Source organism: Nostoc sp. DSM 114161, assembly GCF_052692665.1.
Genome location: NZ_CP195141.1, coordinates 6,078,217 through 6,100,455, shown reverse-complemented (window position 1 = coordinate 6,100,455; position 22,239 = coordinate 6,078,217). Strand labels below are relative to the sequence as shown.

General features: G+C 41.4%; 14 protein-coding genes. 4 read left to right on the top strand and 10 right to left on the bottom strand.

The window, feature by feature from the left end:
• Positions 1–56: 56 nt before the first annotated feature.
• From NSTC745_RS25820 to NSTC745_RS25810, 3 genes are all read right to left on the bottom strand, one after another.
• Complete coding sequence (locus NSTC745_RS25820) at positions 57–2,804, bottom strand: CHAT domain-containing protein (protein ID WP_445633528.1); 2,748 nt, start codon at positions 2,802–2,804, stop codon at positions 57–59.
• The gene (locus tag NSTC745_RS25815; RefSeq protein WP_445633527.1) at positions 2,779–3,930 is read right to left on the bottom strand and encodes a DUF1822 family protein; all 1,152 of its coding nucleotides are present in this window, start codon (positions 3,928–3,930) and stop codon (positions 2,779–2,781) included. The genes NSTC745_RS25820 and NSTC745_RS25815 overlap by 26 nt, the downstream gene beginning before the upstream one ends.
• A 90-nt stretch (positions 3,931–4,020) precedes the next feature.
• Entirely contained in the window at positions 4,021–5,247 is a 1,227-nt protein-coding gene (locus NSTC745_RS25810; RefSeq protein ID WP_445633526.1) for a sigma-70 family RNA polymerase sigma factor, read from the bottom strand.
• 466 nt (positions 5,248–5,713) lie between these two features.
• Here NSTC745_RS25810 and NSTC745_RS25805 point away from each other — a divergent pair, with 466 nt between their 5' ends.
• The 3 genes from NSTC745_RS25805 to NSTC745_RS25795 all read left to right on the top strand — a co-directional run bounded on the left by NSTC745_RS25805 (position 5,714) and on the right by NSTC745_RS25795 (position 12,308).
• Entirely contained in the window at positions 5,714–6,820 is a 1,107-nt protein-coding gene (locus NSTC745_RS25805) for a calcium-binding protein (protein WP_445633525.1), read from the top strand.
• A 579-nt stretch (positions 6,821–7,399) separates the two neighbouring features.
• The gene (locus tag NSTC745_RS25800; protein ID WP_445633524.1) at positions 7,400–9,757 is read left to right on the top strand and encodes a filamentous hemagglutinin N-terminal domain-containing protein; all 2,358 of its coding nucleotides are present in this window, start codon (positions 7,400–7,402) and stop codon (positions 9,755–9,757) included.
• 151 nt (positions 9,758–9,908) lie between these two features.
• Complete coding sequence (locus NSTC745_RS25795; RefSeq protein ID WP_445633523.1) at positions 9,909–12,308, top strand: CHASE2 domain-containing protein; 2,400 nt, start codon at positions 9,909–9,911, stop codon at positions 12,306–12,308.
• 30 nt (positions 12,309–12,338) lie between these two features.
• Here the strand turns inward: NSTC745_RS25795 and NSTC745_RS25790 are convergent, their stop codons facing one another.
• Positions 12,339–12,551, bottom strand: coding sequence for a hypothetical protein (locus NSTC745_RS25790; RefSeq protein ID WP_445633522.1), 213 nt, complete (start codon positions 12,549–12,551; stop codon positions 12,339–12,341).
• A 447-nt stretch (positions 12,552–12,998) separates the two neighbouring features.
• Here NSTC745_RS25790 and NSTC745_RS25785 point away from each other — a divergent pair, with 447 nt between their 5' ends.
• Positions 12,999–13,808 carry a DUF928 domain-containing protein gene (locus tag NSTC745_RS25785; protein WP_445633521.1) on the top strand — a complete coding sequence of 270 codons (810 nt, stop codon included), beginning with the start codon at positions 12,999–13,001 and terminating at the stop codon, positions 13,806–13,808.
• Positions 13,809–14,072: 264 nt separating this feature from the next.
• On the opposite strand, the gene NSTC745_RS25780 is transcribed toward NSTC745_RS25785, so the two are convergent.
• From NSTC745_RS25780 to NSTC745_RS25755, 6 genes are all read right to left on the bottom strand, one after another.
• On the bottom strand, positions 14,073–14,582 hold the full coding sequence (locus tag NSTC745_RS25780) for a GNAT family N-acetyltransferase (protein WP_445633520.1): 510 nt from the start codon (positions 14,580–14,582) through the stop codon (positions 14,073–14,075).
• Positions 14,583–14,798: 216 nt separating this feature from the next.
• On the bottom strand, positions 14,799–15,353 hold the full coding sequence (locus NSTC745_RS25775) for a pyridoxamine 5'-phosphate oxidase family protein (RefSeq protein WP_445633519.1): 555 nt from the start codon (positions 15,351–15,353) through the stop codon (positions 14,799–14,801).
• Between the two features lie 231 nt (positions 15,354–15,584).
• The gene (locus NSTC745_RS25770) at positions 15,585–16,106 is read right to left on the bottom strand and encodes a DUF937 domain-containing protein (protein ID WP_445633518.1); all 522 of its coding nucleotides are present in this window, start codon (positions 16,104–16,106) and stop codon (positions 15,585–15,587) included.
• 194 nt (positions 16,107–16,300) lie between these two features.
• Positions 16,301–18,031, bottom strand: a complete 1,731-nt coding sequence (locus NSTC745_RS25765; RefSeq protein WP_445633517.1) for an ATP-binding protein — start codon at positions 18,029–18,031, stop codon at positions 16,301–16,303.
• An 857-nt stretch (positions 18,032–18,888) separates the two neighbouring features.
• A complete protein-coding gene (locus NSTC745_RS25760; protein ID WP_445633516.1) occupies positions 18,889–20,526 on the bottom strand; it encodes an alpha/beta hydrolase in 1,638 nt (545 codons plus the stop codon).
• Between the two features lie 172 nt (positions 20,527–20,698).
• Positions 20,699–21,928: a zinc-dependent alcohol dehydrogenase gene (locus NSTC745_RS25755; RefSeq protein ID WP_445633515.1), complete on the bottom strand. Its 1,230-nt coding sequence runs from the start codon at positions 21,926–21,928 to the stop codon at positions 20,699–20,701.
• Between the last annotated feature and the right edge of the window lie 311 nt (positions 21,929–22,239).

Below are 22,239 nucleotides of genomic sequence, written 5' to 3'. Positions count from 1 at the left end.
AGAGGACAGGAATCAAAATTACCTTCTGCCGCCTGCCCTCTGCCTTTCTTGCTAAATCAACGCCACTGTCCAATTAATACATAAGGTGCCCAAAAAATTGGACGATTGTAATTAGGATAATTTTTCAACAAAGCCACCTGAGCGCGACGCAAAGCTTCTGCTTTCGTTACTTTAGCTTTAGCTAACTCACGGTAGAACTCACCAATTAAAATAGCGGTGGATTTATCATTAATATGCCACAGCGAAGCTAAAGTACTACGCGCTCCCGCCTTCACGGATGCACCTGCCAGCCCTAGCGTAGCGCGATTATCACCAACAGCAGTTTGACAAGCACTCAATACCAACATTTCTAAGCTTTGTGTTTGAGTTTCATCTCGACGGCGCAACAAACTATCAAACTGGGTAACATTAATCGGCCCATCAGCAGCAAGTATAAAAGTATCTTCTGGACGAGAACTAAATTGACCGTGAGTTGCCAGATGTAATATGTTAAACGGCGTGGCATTTACCTTAGTTTCTAGATTCTTACTATTAAATTGTCGGTCTAATAATTCGGTGGTAGTCACTCCTGCTTGAGAAATAAAATTGAATTCCGACTTAATTTCTGGCAGTGGGGGAAATTGCTGTTGAAAGTTTGGTGGCGGTTCTACTAAACCAGCAGCTAGGACGTTAAGTTTTGTTTGGGTTAAAGGTTTCGATTCAATCAATTGCAATCCCAAATTGAGAGCAACTGCGTACTTTTCCACTAAATATTGTTGACCATCATAGAGAGCAGCTATTGGTACATTCCGTAATGCTCCATCCAATACAAATACTAAAGTATCGACTTTACTATTTTTTAAATCAGACTCAACTGGTTTAATTAACCAGTTATATACTTGTTGAGACAGCAAATCTACTTCATCGGTTCTGTCAGGTTCGAGGATATACTCCCGGATTTGCTTGAGAATATCTTCTACTTCAGCTTGTGATTTCTCAATTGCATAATGGTGCAGGGGTTGTTTGGGAATTTTAACAATTACGTGTAGTTGCTGGGGCAGAATAATAGGATAAATAATCGCTGTTGTGGGATTTTCTTGGTCTACAACTGTATCAAGCAAAACTGTTTTTGCTTGCAGACAAGCTTCTCTAAAGAAGTCATCTAATTCTGCTAGTTGTAGTGCTTCCATTCTCTGCCTAGCTTTGTCTAAATTTTGTTCGCTTTTATTAGTTTTGTAGGACTGCAATAATAATTCTACTGACTGTCGATAAACAGGTTCGACACTTTCTTTAAACGAGAATTGCACATCACGATTTACAGCTACCAAGTCGCTGCGGAGAGTTTGCAACTCATCAACTGCGAGATCGTAAGCAGCGATGGCACTTATTATATTTCCTTGCTGTTTTAATAAGCGTCCTATCTGCCAATGCCAACGATAAGCAATATCTGGTGCATCGATAGCTTGAGCTATATCGAGTGCTTGTTGGGTAAGTTCTTGAGCAGTTGACCATTGCTGAGTTTGTTCGTAAACACTGCCCAAAGTACCCAAGGCAAAACTCAAAGCTCGCTCATCTCCGATATCTCTAGCTTGTTGTACAGCAGCGGCGGAAATTTCAGCAATTACTAAGGGAGTAGGTTCTTTTAATTTCAGCAAGCTTTGAACTAGATAAATCCGGGCATAAATAGTTGCACTCGACGGTGGTAAATTGGCAAGTTGAGTTTGAATCTGCGGAAATAATTGTTGTGCAGTTGTGATTTGTGCTTTGTTAACAAGCAAACTTAACTGATTAATTTGAGCTTGAATTTTAATAATCGGGTTAGGTGCTACAGTAGCAGCTTGTTGATAAAAAGCGATCGCGCTTGCTAAATCTTGCTGTACTCGCGCTCCATTGCCTAAACTGAACAAAGCAGCACTGACATTTTCTGGAGACTTTAATTTTTGAGCAATTTCTAGACTTTGCTGCAATACCTGACGAGATTGTTGTAAATTTCCAGCTAATTGCAATGCATCTCCAAGCGATCGCAATTCTACAACTTTAGTAATCGAGTCTGGTTGCGATCGTAACTCCTCTTGCAATTGTGTCGATAATGTTAAACTGCGACGATAAAACCCCAAAACTTGCCATGCTTGTGCTTGGTTGATGCGAGTCTGGATAATACCATTGCGATCGCCTAATTGCTGATAAATTCCTTCGGCACGTTGCCAAGTTTGCAATGCCTGTTGAGTTTGCCCTAAGTCTAATTGAATACTTCCTTGAACATCTAAAATCGGTGCTAAAACCTTATTTGCATTTTCTGGACTTCTTTCCAGCACTTTCATACTCTCAGTAATTACCTGCTGTGCTGGTTTCAACTTACCCAATTGTTGAAATGCCAACGCCAAATTACTTAATGCCACAGCTTGCCCAAGTCCATCGCCTTGGTTGCGAAAAGCGATCGCTGCTTGTTGCAATATCTCCACAGATTCCGCAAACCGCCCAGCATCATAGAGCATTTTGCCTTGTTCAAGCAAATCAACCCTTTGGACATTCTCAGATTTGGCAGACTCTAGCATCGGCATTTTGGCAGCAACGGGACTACCAATAACACAGACAAATGCTGTCACCAACACCAGCAAAATAAAAATCCAGCCAGATACTAGACCTCTTGCAAAAGTCCTTACTTTGCGTTCTCCTCTCTGCGCCCACCGAAGTTCAGATCGGCGGAAGCCGCCGCTCTGACTTCTCTCTGCGCCTCTGCGTGATACAAAAAAGAGGTCTACTGTAAAACCGAATCGCCCCCGATACATTTTGCTGCGTTTAAAACCGTAAAATTTCTCGGTCATAATCTTCAGCTAAAGGTTGTGTTTCCCAAATCAATCCTTCTCCAGGTTCCAAAATTACTTCTATATACAATACATCTACAGGATTTGTCGCCCGATCTTCATTATTTTCAAAATTTTGTAAGTCTTCGGTTAGCAGTCGCAGTGCCAAACCAGCGGGAATTTGCCCACCAGGAATTGTACTGCGTAATTCAAAGCGCCAAATCCTATCTTCAGACGCTCCTTGCGGTAAAATACATAACTCGTATGTATTCCCAGCAATACTTAGTTGCCGAGACAAGCCAATAACTTCTGTTCCACTCCTCATTCCTGCTGCTGCTAAAATAAATTCCTTTTTCACCCATCCCATTTGTTGAGCTAAATTTGCTACTTGGGTTTGGAACCATTGGGGAATTGATTGTTGTTCCGGTAAACCTTGACGGCGATCGCATAATCTTTGTCGCCAGCCGCCATTTGCCAAAAATGCACCCCAAACTGAAAATGGCACAGCTAAACGAGGAAATTTCACCTCAGGATTGCCTAACCGTTCTAATAAGTTTTCTGCTTGAGTTGTGGGAATAGATGCAAGAGGTGTAATCTCTGAGCGTAAAACTTCGTCACAATTCACTTGCCGACTAACCCACAGCACATTCAAATCGGCAATTAAATCTTCCCCATCCAGGCTGTAAGTCCGGTCAGCAGTATCATACACTCCTTTGGTTTTCAAATTCTGATGAGTGGTGTAGCCAACAACTTTTATCCAACCATCATCAGGATTTACCTGTATTCCTACGTAGTAGTCAGCAACCCACTCCGGAATATCTACCCATTCTTGCTGCACCCGCAACTCATCATCATCCATCGCTAAAGTAGGAATCAATACAAGACGCAAACCAGCAAAAGCGATCGCACTCCCATTAACTACCTCCCAAAAACTGGGTAATGCAGCAGAGTTAGGATAAATTTTTGCTTGGGGTGCGATTTCTTCGCAAAACCAAGGTAAAAATGCTTGTAGACAAAGTTGATTAATTCTAGCGCGATCGCAACCACCAGCCGTCGAGTACAGCTGCTCTTGTACCTGTGAAGATTCGGGAATTTCTAAGTACAACTGGTGTGAGTCAATGGTCAATGAATCAGGTGCGTAGAACATAATGGGTAATTAATCAAGAACCTTTAGGCATGGGGTATGGGGCATGGGGCATTGGGCATGGGGCATTGGGCATGGGGCATTGGGCATTAGTTATTCTTCCTCTGCTCCCCCTGCTCCTCTGCTCCCCTGCCCCTCTGCCCCTCCGCCCCACTCAACTTTGAGCCACTCCTCCAAGCCTGTATTTATGGCATCCATTACGTCAGATTTCAGGGAAATATGCAAAGTATTTTGACTCCACTGGGTAAGAGTCAGCAGTAATGATTTTTTAATACTGCTCAATTTCCGGGAGACGTTGTATTGTTTGATATTTAGCTGTGTGGCAATTTCTTGTTGCGTGAGTTGCTGAATGTAGTAACCTGCGAGTAATTTTTGTGATTGAGTATCCAGTGCAGCGATCGCTTGCTGTAAAACTTGGTTTAATTGAATTTGCTGCGATCGTACATTTGCCGCTTCTTCCTGTTCCAGAAGTTCTGTAAGTCCAGTTGTTTGCTCATCCTTAGATAATATATCTAACAAATTACTATCTTCTGAGTCCTTGAAAGGAGCGTCTGCGGAAACCATCTTGGGGTAAAGGAAGGCGCGGGCAGCTTTGGCAGAAGATAATAGCCATTTTTCAATAGTTTGCTCGTTGACTGCGGGAGTGGGCGAACTCAATTGCTTCAAACGTTCGGCATTGTAAAGGTTAGTAATTGCTTGCCAAGTTACAGCATTTGGTTGGTTAAGCTGGCGAACTTTTGTGTTACCAGCAGTATGAAGCTCCTTAAGACATTCCCAAGCTAAAACATGACTCTCGATGTTTTGAGCATTAAAGCCGGAATTTTGTAATGAATTTACTAGTCGTTTGCGACTGAGTTTATGCAACAGTGCCCAGTCCGAGCAGATATCTGCTTCATGGCGCAAACGAATTACATCCTTGAGAACCCGCTCAAAAGCTAATTGTGCATAGTTCTTTAAATGCGAACTATATTCGGGATTGAAACTTTTCAAGATTTTTGGCACATTAGCGATCGCCACCTGAAAGCAGTCACTTATAGATAACTGCGTCGTAAAATTAAGGGCTAATTTTCTCGCAACCCAGTAACACACCTCTTGTAGATAAGCACAAAGATGTGCCACAGCTAGAGAACTGGGTCGATCGCGCCAAGTATTATACCAATAAATTGCCCAAAACTTATCTGATTCTTGTTTTGAAGATTCTTCCAGGCAATTTTTAATACTGCGGCGCAGTTTAGCATCTGTTACCCAACCACTAAATTGCTCTACATCAAATTGCACAAACGTAGAAAAAATTTCAACAATGCCCTGACGCGGTTGCATGGAATACGTGCTGCTGTTGAGCGTTAAAACTACCTATCTAAGCATAAGTGATTTTTACGTTCAGGCGATCGACCCTCGGAAGAGGACAAGGGGGACAAGGGGACAAGGGGACAAGGGGACAAGGGGACAAGGGGGACAAGGGGGACAAGGGGGACAAGGGGAATAATTCCTGACTCCTAACTCCTGACTCCTCACTCCTAACTCCTAACTCCTGACTCCTAACTCCTAACTCCTAACTCATCAGTCAACAATCAACACTCCCAATTTCCAATAAAAAAATTTCTGCTTGGCGTGCATAAAAAACAAAACTCATCGTACATACGCTCAGCAGGGAAGAGAGAGGCACTTAGCTCAAGTCTAAAAGCAGACTTCTAATTGGTCTTTATCTGATGAAATATTACGCCAGATATAACTTGCTAAAACCAAACAACACAATCTTTAACTTTTACTCAAAGGAATAATTCAAATGGCTAAGTTTACTGGAACTAACTGGAATGACAACATTATTGGTACTCCTTATACTGATAGTATCTATGGACTAGCAGGAAACGATACCCTAAATCCTGGGTCTGGACTTAATGATTATATAGATGGCGGTGCAGGATTCGACTTACTTGTAGCTGACTACACCAATGTCAGCACTCCCTACAGCTTTTCCATCGCTAATATCGAACAAGTTTTGTTCAAAGGCAGCAACAGCGCCGATAGTGTTAGCTTAAACAACACTTATGATACCTTATACGGTAATGGTGGCAATGATACCTTAAATGCAGGCTCTTTGGATGACTATCTCAACGGTGGTAGTGGTAGCGACGTTCTCTACGGAGGAGATGGCAACGATACCCTCAATCCTGGGTCTGGAGTTAATGATTATATAGATGGCGGTAACGGGGTCGATTTACTCGTAGCCGACTACTCCAACGTCACCGGCGCCTACAGCTTTTCCTACACTAATATCGAAAAAGTTTCCTTCAAAGGCAGTAACAGCGTCGATAATTTTGTCTTCAACAACACCACTGATACTCTATACGGTAATGGTGGTAATGATACCTTGAATGCAGGAGCTTTAGATGACTATCTAAATGGCGGCAGTGGCAATGACTCTCTATTGGGAGGCACCGGTAGAGATACCATCTACGGTGGTAGTGACAATGATTATCTCTTCGGTCAGGGTGATAACGATATTCTTTTCGGCGATAGTGGCAATGATTTGCTCAATGGCGGCGAGGGAAATGACGCTCTTTATGGAGGAGATGGCAATGATATTTTAAATGGTCGTAAAGATTACGATTACCTTTTAGGAGGAACTGGAGCCGATACATTTGTCTTCGACACTTTGTATGATGGACTTGATTACGTTGCAGACTTTAAGTACTTTGAAGGAGATAAAATTCAGATTTCTAAAGTTGGGTTTGGTGCTACTTCTACCAATCAGTTTAGTTATAACAACAGCACAGGTGCTTTGTCTTTTGACGTATCTCCGTATGATGGCATCGGAGCGGTGCAATTTGCCACTCTCCAACCCAACTTAGGAATCGGATTTATTCCTAGTCTTGACATCAATTTGGTTTAAAAGAGGACTTCTAATAATCCAGTTTGATTTTGGAACCCATTAAGTCTTTGTAGGGTGCGTTACGCGAAACGCTAACGCACCTTTCTTTACGAGTATTAGATTTTGTAGGTTGGGTTGAGCTTTCGCGTTACCCAACATCTGTTGAAGAGTTGGGTTTCGTTCCTCAACCCAAGCTACACTATTGCACTGTAGTAGCAGGGAAGTTAGTTTTCAAATCGCAAAAGCTAGTTTTCGGGTCGTAAAAGTAATGGCGTTTGCAATTATCTGAACTACAGTTGTCTTAATTTTTTACTGATGAAATCGGATTTTTACATAACGACCAATATTTAAATTTTTATTTAACAGTTCTTAGCATAGAAAACATGGCAATTGTTTTAAGATTATAAAATTTAACTTCTATTTAGATAGCATCTGTGAGGAAATTACAGCAGATTCCAAGTTAGTCTGGTACTTAGTCCTAGAACCTATTCTATTTCTAACTCCTGAAATCTGCTGCCAATTAACCAGATATCAAGTTCAATTCAGCTGTTGCAATACTGCTGGGCGTGTAAATCAATAACTGATGAGGTTGGCGTTGATATGAAAATTAAAGGAGATAAAATTAAATTTTTAAGGTTCGTAGGTGTTTTCAGCTTTGCTGGAGTGTTTGCCCCTGCCATATTTTATTGTGGAAATCATGCATCTGCTCAGATTATCCCCGATCGCACATTAGGCGAATCCTCTTCAAGCATCACTCCCAATGTCAATATTAAAGGACTCCCCGCAGACCGCATTGATGGCGGCACAATTCGCAATGCTAATTTATTTCACAGTTTCCAAGAATTCAATGTCAAGGAATCTGGGCGAGTTTATTTTGCCAATCCCGCAGGAATTACTAATATTTTTACGAGAGTTACAGGCAATAACATTTCTCAAATTTTGGGTACTTTAGGAGTTGACGGCCCAGCAAATCTCTTTTTTCTCAATCCCAATGGCATAATTTTTGGGCGAAACGCCAGATTAGATATTGCAGGATCGTTTGTTGCTAGTACTGCTAACAGCGTCATTTTTGCTGATAATACTCGCTTCGCTACAAATGCATCTAACACCGTACCGCTATTAACTATTACTGCACCAATTGGATTGCAATTAGCAGATTCTCCAGGCAAAATTTTAGTGCAAGGAAATGGTAGGGGTATAAGAAATCAAGACTCCCCTGTAATTGATACTAATGAAGCTTTGCGCGTACCAATTAATCAAACCTTGGCCTTGGTTGGCGGCGATGTCACCTTTGAGGGTGGGACACTTAAGACAGCTGGCGGCAGAATTGAAGTAGGTAGCGTTGCAGCTGGTACAGTTAGCTTGAATCCCGTAGCTAAAGGCTTTTCCTTGGGTTATGAAGGTATTAGCAACTTTCAAGATATTCAGCTATTAAAAGCGACAACCATAGATGCAAGTGGCTTGAGTGGTGGTGAAATTCAAATCAGAGGAAAACGGATAACCCTACAGGGTGGCTCTCAAATTGAAACCACTAGCTTGAATACTGCACCAGGGGGAAAGTTGACAGTCACAGCTTCCGAATTGGTGGAATTAAGTGGCACCACAGCAGATAATCCTCAAGATAACCGTCGAAATCCCACTTCTTTTGCTACTGACAATCGAGCAACAGGAAATATACCTGGAGAACTCACAATTAATACTCAGCGATTAATTGTCCGCGATGGCGGACGAATATCAGCTAGTTCTATTAATGGGGTGGGAGGAAATATTACTGTCAACGCCTCTGATGTAGAATTAATTGGCACTTTCACCGCAATGGGAGGGCTACGTTCTAGTGGATTATCTGTGCAAACTAGAGGCAGAGGAAATGCAGGCAAATTGACAATTAATACTCAAAATTTGACTATCCAAGATGGAGCCGAGTTATCTGCTTCTACCTTTGGGGCTGGTGATGGCGGAGAAATTGAAATCAATGCTTTAAATGGAGTGCAAGTAATTGGTAGAAGTACAAATGGTGAGTTGGTTAGCAGAATAGTAGCTGAAGTCGGCGCCAATTCTAGAGAAATCAGTCGTAATGGTGAGTCTATAGTGCCCACAGGGAAAGGGGGAAATCTGAAAATCACCACTGGGCAGCTGAGTGTCACAAATGGTGCAACAGTCACCGTTACTAGTAGAAGTGAATCTCCCAGCGCCCAAGGTGCAGGTGAGTTAGATGTTATAGCCCGAAATATCTTTCTCGATAACGAGGGACAAATTAGCGCAGCTAGCTTCTCCGGGCAGGGTGGGGATATTAGATTAGAGTTGCAAGAATTATTATTACTACGCCAGAAAAGTCGAATTTCCACTAATGCAGGTAACGATCGCTTTGGTGGCGATGGCGGTAACATTATTATCAACAGTCCATTTATTGCTGCTGTTCTTCAAGAAGATAGTGATATTAGTGCCAATGCCTTTACTGGTAACGGTGGCAGAGTGGACATTACAGCTAACGGTGTTTTTGGGATTCTACCTCAACAAAGCACAACATTACTAAGCGATATCACTGCCAGTTCGCGATTTGGTATTCAAGGATTTGTAACTATTAATACACCAGATGTAGATCCTAGCCGTGGCTTAGTAGAGTTACCTGCGAACTTAGTTGATGCTTCTCAAAAAATTACCCAAAGCTGTTCTACCAGAGGACAAACAGCCGGTCGTTTTATCGCCACAGGACGGGGTGGATTACCCTTAAGTCCCGATGAACCATTGCGGGGGCGGGCAGTCATTACAAATTGGGTAAATTTGCCAGTAACTACAACAAATAAAATTACCGAGCAAATACCAGAACCCCAACCGATTGTAGAAGCTCAAGGATGGATAAAAAGCGATCGCGGCGATCTCATGCTTGTGGCTCAAAGCCAGGGAATAGGGAACGGGGAACAGGGTTGGGAGAATAACAAAATCCCTGTTTGTAGATAAATATCATATTAATTTCAAGCATGATTCCGACAGTTAGATGTACTGTACTTGCCGAATCAGTTAGAACAAAGACTATCATCATACATACTAAAAGCTTTTCAAACCTATTCCCTATTTTCTATTCCCCTTTCCCCCTTCCCCAAAACCCAAAATGGTAGGTAAATTAGTCGTTTTAAAGATAGGAGAAGGAAGTTTTGAGCAGGGATTTCCTGTCACTATTCAAATTGGTGACGAAAATGCCAGACCAATTGTAGAAATAACAGGCGAACTTCCTCCTAGTCCCGAAATCCCTCGTAACTACCACAGATGGCAATCGATTTATCGTAATTTAAAGTTGCCATCTCGTCCTATTGCTTTACCAAAACAAATCATCCCAGCCCCTAGCCTAGAAGATTGTCAACAGGTTACGGAGGAATTAAAAGCTAGTTTTAATACTTGGCTATCCTCCGATGGTTTTCGTCCCATCCGCGAAAAATGTTTAGAAAAACTCATATCTACGGATAAAATTCGCGTGCTTTTACAAACCAAAGATTTGCGATTGCAAAAACTTCCTTGGCATCTTTGGGATTTATTAGAGCGTTATCCTGATGCGGAAATAGCTTTGAGTGCGCCGGCTTACGAACAGGTAAATCGAGTTGCAAGTACGAGCGATCGCGTTAAAATCTTAGCAATATTAGGTAACAGTCAAGGAATAGATACCCAAGCAGACAAAAAATTGCTGGAGTTATTACCCAATGCAGATATCACCTTTTTAGTAGAACCGCAATCCCAAGACCTAACGGATCGATTATGGGAGCAGCATTGGCAGATTCTATTTTTTGCCGGGCATAGTTCGACGGTGGAAGCCAATCTCACAGGGAAAATCTACATCAATCAAACTGAGAGTTTAACGGTTAGTCAGTTAAAGTATGCCTTGAAAAAAGCTGTACAACGAGGTCTACAATTAGCGATTTTTAATTCCTGCGATGGCTTGGGATTGGCTTGGGAGTTTGCAGATTTGCAGATTCCGCAAATTATTGTCATGCGAGAACCAGTACCCGATCGCGTGGCAGAGCAGTTTTTAAAGTATTTTTTGGCAGCCTTCGCAGAGGGTGAATCTTTGTATTTGGCTGTCAGACAGGCACGCGAAAGGTTACAAGCACTAGAAAATCAATTTCCTTGTGCGACTTGGTTACCTGTGATTTGCCAAAATCCCGCGGAGATGCCGTTGACTTGGCATGAATTTTTAAAGAATACAGCTAATATCCCTAAGCCTGCGAGAACTGTAACCCATCGTCTAGGTTTCTCAGTCATGCTATTTTTGAGTATGGCGATCGCTGGACTGTCCATCGGAGTGCGCTATCTCGGCGTACTGCAACCTTTAGAACTTAGTGCCTTTGACCAATTATTGCGATCGCGTCCTCAAGAAAAACCCGATTCACGTCTACTAGTTATAACTATTACAGAAGAAGATGTGGAGGCACAGCCCGCCTCAGAACGACGCGGTTCCTTATCTGAAAGGTCACTCGCTCAATTATTAGAAAAATTAGCAGTTTATCAACCGCAAGCTATTGGTTTAGATATATACCGTGATAGTGGGGTAAATAAGGATTATCCCCAGTTACAGAAATGGATGGTTGAAAGCGATCGCTTTGTGAATGTTTGTCGAGTTAGCGATCCTCAAACCGGAAAATCTGGCATTGCACCGCCCAAACAAGTCCCGCTCAAAAATTTGGGGTTTAGCAATACGCTCACAGATGCAGATAATATAGTGCGGCGCCATTATCTCGCCTTAACTCCCCCTCCTGTATCTCCTTGTCAGGCATCTTATTCTTTAAGCGTACAGCTAGCATTGCGTTATCTATATAACAAAGGCATGAAATTAGAATTTACTCCAGATGGGATGTGGCAATTAGGAAAGCTGAGATTTAAGCCCCTAGAAGCGCATACCGGAGGCTACCAAGGAATTGATGCGTTGGGGCATCAAATTTTACTGAATTACCGCTCATCTCCATCAATAAACGCCATCGCACCCCAGATTACATTACAAGATGCGATCGCAGGTAAACTCAATGCCGCAGCAGTGAAAGGCAAAATAGTCCTCATTGGTACAACAGCAGAAAGTTTTCATGACGAGTGGCAAACTCCTTTCATCTTGCAAGGAAACTCGCAAGTTATCTCAGGAGTTATTCTGCAAGCGCAAATGGTCAGCCAACTACTAAGTGCAGCCATAGATGGGCGACCTCTACTTTGGAGTTGGTCGATATGGGGCGAGGCGATTTGGATTTGGTTTTGGTCTGTAATTGGGTGTTTGCTTGCCTGGTATATTCCAAGAGTAGGTTATTTAGTTGTGACAGTGCTTATTGCATCCGTTGTTTTGTATAGTAGTTGCCTAATATTTTTAATTTTATTTAGCGGTTGGATTCCTCTAGTTCCAGCAGCTCTAGGCTTAGGAAGTAGTGCTGTTAGTGTAGTAGTTTTTTTAAATCCTAACTCCAGGAGAATTGAAGAAGGCAGAAGGCAGGAGGCAGGAGGCAAAAGGCAATTACTGGGAGATTCAGACCGCCACTAATTGAACGTGAGTTCGACAAACCTCCCTCTCCTAAAAGGCGCTACGGTGTACACAACAAGTCTCTTGAACTTGCACCTTCGTTGCATCGACTTGCACCTTTGTTGCATCGACTTGCACCTTTGTTGCATCGGCTTGCACCTTTGTTGCATCGACTTGCACCTTTGTTGCATCGGCTTGCACCTTTGTTGCATCGACCTGCACCTTTGTTGCATCGACCTGCACCTTTGTTGCATCCAAGAGCAAAAATTAAACTTGTGTGTCTTACACAACAACTTTCAAAGACTTGTGTATACGCGGTAGCCTAAAAGGCGAGGGAACAAGGAAAAATCAGGGTTTTGCCCCTCTCGCCTACAAGGCTACGGTGTACACATAAGTTATGGAATCACTACCAGTCATTCAATTACCCCTCCCTAACCCTCCCCTTATAAAGGGGAGGGAACTATATTTTTTGGTTTCCACCGTTTATAGGGAACTAGATTTTCCGGTTTCCCCCCTTTATAAGGGGGGATTAAGGGGGGTAATTTGACTTGTGTCTACACCCTAGCCTACAAGGAGAGGGGCTGGGGGTGAGGTCAAAACAGTACTCATCGAACTCACGTTAATTGAAAAATAGGCTCATCTACGATTTAGAATTTTCAGGAAACTTCAAGTTAGGAAATGTTTTAACTATTAACGCTTGACTTTTGACAAATGAAAAACTATTGGCAAAAAATCCAATTAACTGCTGCATTGGGTGTAACTTTCTTGAGTAGCATCGTCTATTGTCCAGCGCTTTGGGCATTGCCAGCTGGCTTAAACACCGCCTCGATCCAGTTTACCTCACCACCGCCACCACCCGACCGAGGAGCCGCAGGCGATCGCGGAGGAGCAGCTAGTCGTGGATGCGCTAGCGGCAATGAATCTCTCATGGCACTAGTTCCCGTTTACGAGCAGACTGTAAAACAAGAGCAAAAACAAGCAATTTCTGTTACCAAAGTTTGGGGTTTAACAACTGTTACACATCCGACATTTTGGTTTTTTGTTCCATATAACAAATCATCGATCGCAGCGATCGAGTTTGTCATTAAAGATGAGTCTAATAAACCAAGTCAAACTATATACCGAACGGCGATAAATTCCCCATCCAATCCAGGAATTGTTAGCGTTAGTTTGCCAGAAACCACTACAGCTTTGGAGGTGGGCAAAATGTACCACTGGTTCTTCAAAGTCAAAGTCAATTGCAACAACCAACAACCAGCAGAATTAGAATATGTTGAGGGATGGGTGGAAAGAGTTAAGCCTACTTCTAGCCTTGCAGAGGCTATCAAGCAGGCGACACCTCAGCAGCAAGTAGCCCTGTATGCAGAAAATGGCATTTGGCACGATGCTTTAAATAGTATGGCAAAACTTCGTTTAGACAAGCCAAAAGATGCATCTGTGATGGCTGACTGGACAAGTTTGCTCAAGTCAGTAGGTCTAGAAAAATTAGCGCAACAGCCGCTAATATCAATTCCAAATTAAAAACTTGTACTGAGCGACTTGTGCCGAGCGAAGTCGAGGTAAGTCGAAGTATTAAAAATTAAAAAAGCTTTATTTACAAAGTACATGGGTAGGGGCACAATAGGCCTCTTACATGAATCCTCAAAACCCCACCCCAACCCCCCCCTTTACAAGGGGAGGGAGTAAACCGCGAAGTTGTAATCTGCTGTAAATTTAGGTTAAATTTCTCACTAATGAAACTGCAATTTCTTCTGAATTCTGAATTCTGACTCCTGAATTCTGTTTTCACAAATCAATTTTCATCTTGAAAGAGATTTCGCCAACTCGGTTAATTGTCTCGCTGTCAGGGACGACTTCAAAACCTAACCTTTTATATAATGCCAAGGCGGGATTTGTCGCTCTAATGCTGAGAGATACTGATGGGTAAGATGTTTTGGCTGCTGATAATACATGCTTGAGTAACTGTGTTCCTATGCCTTGATTGCGATATTCGGGGAGAACTGCTATTGCTAATTCGGGAATGCGATCGCTAATATAACCATATCCTTTATTTTCACCTGTCAATAAACGCAGCCATGCTGCTCCTACTGGCTGATTAATATTTTCTAAAATAGCAACAAAGCCACTATCATCTTTCTCTCCCCAATTTTTCACATATTTTGCTAGATCGGGATGATTCATAGCATCCTGCACTTTCAAATTACCTTCCTTCCTCAGATGCGCTGCTTCGTAAAGCATTTGCCACAGAAAAGGCTCATCTTTTTTTGTGAGTGGGCAAATAGAATAATTCATCATCTCTTATCGTACCAAGTTGCCGAAGTTAATTTTATTTACAATCAAAGTAACCACCTAATACCAATTTGAATAATGATTAAAATTCTGAAAGCTTGCCCTGTAACTTTTTCTCTAACCAAAATAAAAATCCAAAATGGTATTAGTGCTTACAAAGTCAATAATATTATCTCAGTTAACCTAGTATCAAATCCTGGTTCAAACCTGCTTTTACCAACATTAAAATATTTTACTCAGTGGAGCCGATAAACCATCAAGACTGATGAGATTTTTCTGCTGTTGATATTCTCTAATTCCCTCTTCGCCTTTTTTACTAGCCCAGTTTACTAGAGTTTGGCGCTGACCTCGATACTCATACAGTGGTACACCAAAACCACAAGAGGTCTGTACTCGTTGGATATCGGCGACGATAATTTGACGAGTTCCAGGTATTTCTGGAAATAGACAATACAGCGAGTTCCAGTCAGGAGAAGTCGGTAAAATTGTATTTCCTTGACCGTAAAGACGCAAAATAGAAGCAGGTTCTTCAAAAGCGCAAAACATGAAAGTAATTCGCCCATTTTCTTCTAAATGCGCGGAAGTTTCGTTACTACTCCCTGTAAGATCTATATAAGCTACTCGCTTGGGAGAAAGGATGCGAAAGCAATCCAAACCTTTAGGAGACAGGTTAACATGACCTGTAGGACTTAAGGGTGCAGAACCAACAAAAAAAATGTGTTGGGCGCTAATGAAGTCTTGCAGTTCTCCAGTAATACACTCAAAAAATTTAGCCATAGAATGTGTGATTTCTATTTGCAAATTCCTCATCTTCTCAGCCTATGTCCAACCTAAGAATCTAGCAAGGCCTATTTGCCAATATCTGATGATAAGGGGGTTTTTGTGGGAGTGGGAAGATGTAGCTTTAGCTTCCCACGGGGGGGGACAAAGGAGGTGGGGAGTAGGAAGTCTGTAGAGACGCGATTAATCGCGTCTATAAAAAGTGAAGAGTAGGGGGGATAAGTATTATTATTTTATGTAACGACTGGCCATTTGCAGGGCGTCGGCGATATCCACATCACCATCGCCGTCAGCATCTAAGAAGGAATTGAGTACGGGATTACCCCCAGTTTGGGGATTTTGAGCATTGGCGCCTGATTTGAGAAAATTCAATACTAAAGGTACTGCTAAAGGCAGCAATTGTCGAACCATACCAGCATCTAATCCTGTGCGCTGGGCAGCAATTTCAGCTACTTGCTGTTGTATACCAGCAGAAAATAACGAATCGACTGCTTGGGGGTTAGGAGAAGTACCAGCGTATTGATTGACTAGAGTTTGTGCGGCTTCATTACCATCTGTGGCTTGCTTGTTTTGTAAAGCCGAACGAACTTGGCCGCCTACAATTGACAAAACTGATTGAATGGTAGAAGGATCTGTGCCAGTACGATCGCTCAGTTGATTTACAGTGTTAATAATACTTCCTAGTTGACCTAAGCTGCCCTGTTGATTGGGATTAGCGACAGCACCGAGAATTTGATCGAAAAGTCCCATAAGTTTGTTTTTCCGTTTGTTCTCAAAAAGCCAGAGACGTAGCAGTGCTACATCTCTACTTGTAGTTGATTATTATGAAAAAACCAACTTTCAAATGCTAGTACCCCAAGGCGGAAAAATGTAAAGACGTAGCACTGCTACGTCTCTACAAAAATTTCGGGTAACACACAATTAGTTTCACCAGATTTTGAATATTATGCAGTAGGCGCTGCTGTGCTATTAAGTGAAGCTTGAGAAATTGGCAGACTAATAGCAAATTCTGTACCTATTTCCAACTCAGACTCGCAGCTAATTTTACCTTGATGTTTTTCTACCACGATCTGATATGCGATCGCTAGCCCCAAACCAGTACCAATCCCTCGTGGTTTAGTGGTGAAAAAGGTTTCAAATATTTTGTGTAAATTTTCTGGTGAAATACCAGAACCGTTGTCTGCAATTCTTACGATCGCCCAATTATTTTGACAGCATTCTGTGATAATAGTAATTTCAGGTAAAAATTGTGGATTCTGGGCTACTTTTTCCTCCACAGCATCAATGGCATTGCTTAAAAGATTCATGAATACCTGATAAAGTAAACCTGTATAGCCTGGAATTGTGGGAATTTCTCCATATTTACGAACAAGGCTAATACCATTTTTCAGGCGATTGTTCAAAATTAATAATGTACTATCTAGACAAGCGTGTAAATCTAATAACTGTGCTTCGCCTTCGTCTAAGCGAGAGAAATCTTTTAAACTACGAACAATTTCTCGCGTGCGTTCAGCGCCAACTTTCATGGAGTTAAAGAGTTTTGGTAAATCTTCTAATAGAAACTCTAAATCAATTTCTTCTGCTAAAGTTTGCAAAGTAGGTGAAGGTTGAGCTACCTCGGCTTGATATGTTTGCAGTAGGGTTAATAAATCGTCAGTATAAGTTTTTGCATGTACGAGATTGCCAGAAATGAAATTTATCGGATTATTAATTTCGTGAGCGACACCAGCCAACATCCGCCCTAAACTAGACATTTTCTCACTTTGAATTAGTCGTACTTGATTCTCGGCTTGTTGTTCTGCTAACAGGTGCTTTACCTGTTGAATCAACTGATTAAGAGAGTTAGCTAATGCACCAACTTCATCCTCTGTAGTTATAGGCGCTTGCAAATCAAAATTGGCTTCTTGGGTAACTCTTTGGGCAATATTTGTAACTGCGTTAATGGGACGGGCGATGATATTACTGGTATAGAAAGCAAGGATAGCTGCGATCGCCACTGACAACAGCATACTACCAATAATAATCTGAGCTTGGATTAACGCAGCCTTTTCTTGAGCTATGTCAGCGTGCTTTTGATCTTCTTGCACTGTTGTGGCAAACTCAGTTAATTCATGAGCAAATTGATAAAACTTCAAAGCATCCTGACTTTGACTGAATTTCGAGATTAATTGCTGGGCTTTTAATGCTCCCTGTGGCTGCGAACTTAATGGCAAAATTTGTCGAATTAGCGACCTCAATTGCTCAAAATATACATTTATTGAGTTGTCATGCTTGAGCAGCAGCAGGTGTAAATTTGCTTGTGAATGAGTCTGACTAAATTCTTCTGCCTGAGAAACCAATGTTTCAGCTTCGGCCAAATCGGTCTTAAAACTAGATATTCCTCTTAGTAAAGCTTGTGGCTGCTGTAAAAAAGGCACTATTTCTTTTTGGTGAATCTGTATTTCTAACAGTTCTCCTTGCAAACTACTTAACAAGCTTCTTTCCTCATTTGCCAAGACCATTTTTTGTCTAGCTTGTTGAAAATAGCGATCGCCTATTACCAATCCTGCTGTTGTTCCCAAAACTGCAATTCCTAAAGCTAGTCCGTACCCACAAACAATTTTTTGTCGAATACTCAGCTGGTGAAATACTTGTTTAACCCAGTTAGAGTATTTTAATTTAGGTGTGGCAGTCATGGTATAACTCGCTGTTGAATTAACTTAGAACTAAGGACTAGGAAGCCAAAAAGAAAAATATAAGCGTCGGCTTTTGCAGAGGAATGCAGTGACTGAAAGCAAAATTTATACAAAATGCGCTCTTAGTTTATCAGAGGTTGCTTTTTTGTACCCTGGTTAAAAATACTGAAACTATAAAGTATAGATGTATAACTGTTATAGGTGTCATGCGCGTTCGCGAAGCGTTCCGCACGAAAGGCGTCTTGACGGTAGCCTACCCTTCTCCTAACGGAGACGCTGCGCGAACCGCAAGCCGCAAAGCGTCTACGATAAATTAAGCGAAGTTGGCTATTTTTGCGTAAGTCCTGACGGTTTTAAACTTTTGTATTTTAGAGGTAATTTATAAAGTAAACCTTAAATTTTAGGGTGCGTTATAGCAACGCTTAACGCACCATGTTTCTCGGTGCCTTACGGCTGATTCTTACTCTCTTAAACTCTCAAATCTTTGCTCCCGCAGTAACACACTCTACCTTAATATTTACTTTATAAATAAGCTCTTACATTAGAAGGTCAAAGTTGAACCTCAGAAGGTCAAAGTTGAACCTCAGAAGGTCAACGTTGAACCTCAGAAGGTCAAAGTTGAGCCTCAGAAGGTCAAAGTTGAACCTCAGAAGGTCAAAGTTGAACCTCAGAAGGTCAACGTTGAACCTCAGAAGATCAAAGTTGAGCCTCAGAAGGTCAACGTTGAACCTCAAAAGGTCAAAGTTGAGCCTCAGAAGGTCAAAGTTGAGCTTCTGAGGATGTTTGAAAAGCCCTCTTCTTGGTAGGAAAACTTTGCTTAAATCACCCTACTTAAAATTTACTTGAGTAATGGTTTCTTATTCAAATGTTTGTTCTAATTGTTCGGGAGTGAGAGATTTAATTAAACTTAAAGGTAGCGGTTGCTGACTAATTGTATTAGTGTAATCTGTACTCAAATATGATACGTAACTCGATTGTTGGGCAATATAAGTTTCAAAAAAGGAAACACTCAAAACATTAACATAACGACGTGCTACGGCTTGACCATAACCGATTACTTGCGTAGGTATAGGCACAGTTGGATTTGATGGTTCTACAATAGTTGAAAAGTGTGTAGCGCCATTGATGAGTGCTAAATACTTGTTTGGAGTTGTTAACCAAGTAAAAGGCTGAATTTGTTCTACTAAAGCCGGAGCAACCGTATCAGCACTACCAGATACAATCATTACCGGAATTTTTATTTGGCTGAGACTAGCTTTTCCAAAAATACTGCTGTCAATTGGGTTAATGGCGATCGCAGCTTTTATCCTAGCATCTGATAAATTATATTTAGCATTTGGTAAATTCAGTGCTAAACACTGAAGTAAAAGCGAAATATTTAACGTATTTTCTAAAGCTGGACAATCAGCTTGAAGTTGCTCAAAATTAATTGGTGCGCCTGCTAACGCTAATGCTGTATACCCACCAAATGATTGCCCAATTACACCAACTTGTTCTAAATTTAAACGTCCCTGAAATGTTGGATTAGACTTTGATAAAGTAGTGAGTTCATCCAGTAATAATTTAACATCTAAAGGTCTATCGATTAGTTCTCTCGGATTAGTTACTCTATCTGCTGTACCTGCAAATAAGGCTTGCAGTTGTTTGGAATCACTGCCAGGATGTTCTGGAACAGCAACCACAAAACCATAAGAAGCAAGATGTTCGGCTAGATAGGCAAAGCTTGTCCTATCAGAACCAAGTCCGTGGGAAATCACAATTATTGGACGAGGAGTTGGAGCAATTGGTAAGTAAATATCAGCCGGAAATTGCCTAATACGCGATAAGTCATTCAAAATAATAGTTTGCTTTGAAAAAGCAAAACTACCAGTTTTTCCTAAGTCCAATGGAACAGTATTCAGTGTAGAAGCGTTAGTTGTTTTTTGTTGGGATTCTTGGTTAATTAGTGCTACTGCATTTTGGGTGTGATTAACTAAATTTTGTAGTGCTTCTGCTATTGCCAAACTGCGGTTTAAGTTAATTGAAATCGATCTGGCCGGAAACTTGCGTAATATATTTAAAAGTGTAAAATCTTTTTGATTTGCAGCTGATAAAATCAATGAGGCGCGAATTGCATAAAACCCTGATATATTAGATTCTGTCTGAATAACTTTTCCTAAATTATCTAATAATCTTTCACCAATTGGTGTATAAAGAAACTGCGAAACTTGTACTTGACTTAAAGGAATTGGAGTTGTTAAAGCTTTTCGTAGTTGAGTTAGCTGCTTTTGTCCAACATACTTTCTATATGCAGCCAAATCTTGGTCTACTTTACCAGTTCTCACATAAGTTTCAAGCGAACTAATTGGAATAGACTCTTCTAAAAGACCGTAGTTAAATTTGAGCCGTTCTGCACCCAAAGCAGGATAAGCTGTTAGGGTAGGCAGTAACCCGATGCTAAAAACTCTCAAAGCTATTTTTCGCCAAACAATTTGTCGATCTAAAAGGTGAGTCAAGTCGCTTTGCTCCAATTCAAAATTCAAAACTTGTACTGAGCTTGTCGAAGTATTCAAAATTAAATAAAATTAGTGGCGAGTTCAAGCTCCCACTAACATGGAAAAACCTCAGCAAGTCAGGTAACTTGCTGATATAAAATGTTCGGTTCATAAGATAGCCTTGAGTATGGCTCTAGACATTAGCCAAAGTTGCTCCTGGCACCAACTCCACCTTCACCCAACCTGGTTGTCTTTTATCGAACGCCTTATATGCATCAATAACTGACATTAGCGGTTCAACTTGCGTTAAAACTTTTGTCGGATCTACTGTACCATTCCGAACCAAATCTACCAATCTAGGAATATATTTGCGGTGATTACAATTACCCATGTTAATTGTTAAATTCTTGTTCATCGCCGTGCCGATGGGGAAGAAATTATGGGTTGGAGGATAAACTCCAATAATTGAGAGCGTACCAGCTTTTGCTAATGCTTGAACTGCCCACTCTAATGCTTGAGAAGGAGCATTTCCTGGATGCCAGTTGCCGTTTTGCGGATTAGTTTTAGGGGCAATTTGTTGTAACTGCTGCTGAAATTGTTGTGCTTCTTGCCGAGCTTTTTCGGCAGCCGGGCCGCTATCAGGAGCATTAGCATCTACGCCAACAGCTTCAATTACCCTATCTACACCAATTCCTCCAGTCAGTTCGCGGATAGCTTCAATTGGATCTTCGGCATTGTAATCAATGACTTCTGCACCTAAATCGCGTGCCATTTCTAAGCGCGAGGGAATCGTATCCACGGCAATAATGCGTCCTGCACCGAACAATCTAGCGCTGACGATCGCAAACTGTCCGACAGGACCGCAACCAAATATGGCGACTGTATCTCCTGGTGTAATCTCTGCAATATCCGCTCCAAAATATGCCGTCGGGAAGATGTCAGATAAAAGAATTGCTTGGTCGTCTGTGACTTCTTTTGGTAGTTTGACTAACCCTGCATTTGCATAAGGAATCCGAGCGTATTCAGCTTGCAATCCATCAAAGGGGCCAGAAGCATCTGGGCCGCCAAAAAAAGCTGTCCCGGCGGTATGTCCCTGAGGATTAGCGTTATCACATTGAGCCTGATATCCTGTGCGGCAGTAAGAACAATAGCCGCAGGCAATTGTCGAGGGAACGACAACGCGATCGCCTACTTTCAAATTCCGCACATTAGAACCAATTTCTTCAACAATACCAACACCTTCATGTCCTAAAATCGTACCGGGTTTCATACCTGTAAATGTTCCCCGGATCATGTGTAAATCTGTGCCACAAATTGCACTAGAAGTTAGTCTAATAATGGCATCCGTTGGCTCTTGAATTTTTGGTTCTGGTACGTTATCTAATCGAATGTCTCCAATTCCGTGAAAAACTACTGCTTTCATTGTCAATACTCCTAAGTTTTAGAGTTTATATCTCACAACAAAACTGGTAGCTGGCAAGTTTAGCTACTACAAAAAATCGATAAATATTTCTGCACTAGAGTCGGAATACTTTTACCAGAATTAAACTTTTTAATAAATATATTTATAAAGATAATTAAGTTTATTTCTAGCTAAATGAAATATGCACTTAGACACTATAGTATCGATATGGCTATGGTTTCCTATCGACCTCTAGAAAGATATAAATTTTCAAAAGTGTGAATTAACGATAATTTTCAACACCTACAGCCATCCCAGATAGCTTGCGAACA

Bases quoted from the DNA above. Each gene is read 5' to 3' on its own strand.
- NSTC745_RS25820 (WP_445633528.1), bottom strand. From the start codon at position 2,804: ATGACCGAGAAATTTTACGGTTTTAAACGCAGCAAAATGTATCGGGGG.
- NSTC745_RS25815 (WP_445633527.1), bottom strand. From the start codon at position 3,930: ATGTTCTACGCACCTGATTCATTGACCATTGACTCACACCAGTTGTAC.
- NSTC745_RS25810 (WP_445633526.1), bottom strand. From the start codon at position 5,247: ATGCAACCGCGTCAGGGCATTGTTGAAATTTTTTCTACGTTTGTGCAA.
- NSTC745_RS25805 (WP_445633525.1), top strand. From the start codon at position 5,714: ATGGCTAAGTTTACTGGAACTAACTGGAATGACAACATTATTGGTACT.
- NSTC745_RS25800 (WP_445633524.1), top strand. From the start codon at position 7,400: ATGAAAATTAAAGGAGATAAAATTAAATTTTTAAGGTTCGTAGGTGTT.
- NSTC745_RS25795 (WP_445633523.1), top strand. From the start codon at position 9,909: ATGGTAGGTAAATTAGTCGTTTTAAAGATAGGAGAAGGAAGTTTTGAG.
- NSTC745_RS25785 (WP_445633521.1), top strand. From the start codon at position 12,999: ATGAAAAACTATTGGCAAAAAATCCAATTAACTGCTGCATTGGGTGTA.
- NSTC745_RS25780 (WP_445633520.1), bottom strand. From the start codon at position 14,582: ATGATGAATTATTCTATTTGCCCACTCACAAAAAAAGATGAGCCTTTT.
- NSTC745_RS25775 (WP_445633519.1), bottom strand. From the start codon at position 15,353: ATGGCTAAATTTTTTGAGTGTATTACTGGAGAACTGCAAGACTTCATT.
- NSTC745_RS25770 (WP_445633518.1), bottom strand. From the start codon at position 16,106: ATGGGACTTTTCGATCAAATTCTCGGTGCTGTCGCTAATCCCAATCAA.
- NSTC745_RS25765 (WP_445633517.1), bottom strand. From the start codon at position 18,031: ATGACTGCCACACCTAAATTAAAATACTCTAACTGGGTTAAACAAGTA.
- NSTC745_RS25755 (WP_445633515.1), bottom strand. From the start codon at position 21,928: ATGAAAGCAGTAGTTTTTCACGGAATTGGAGACATTCGATTAGATAAC.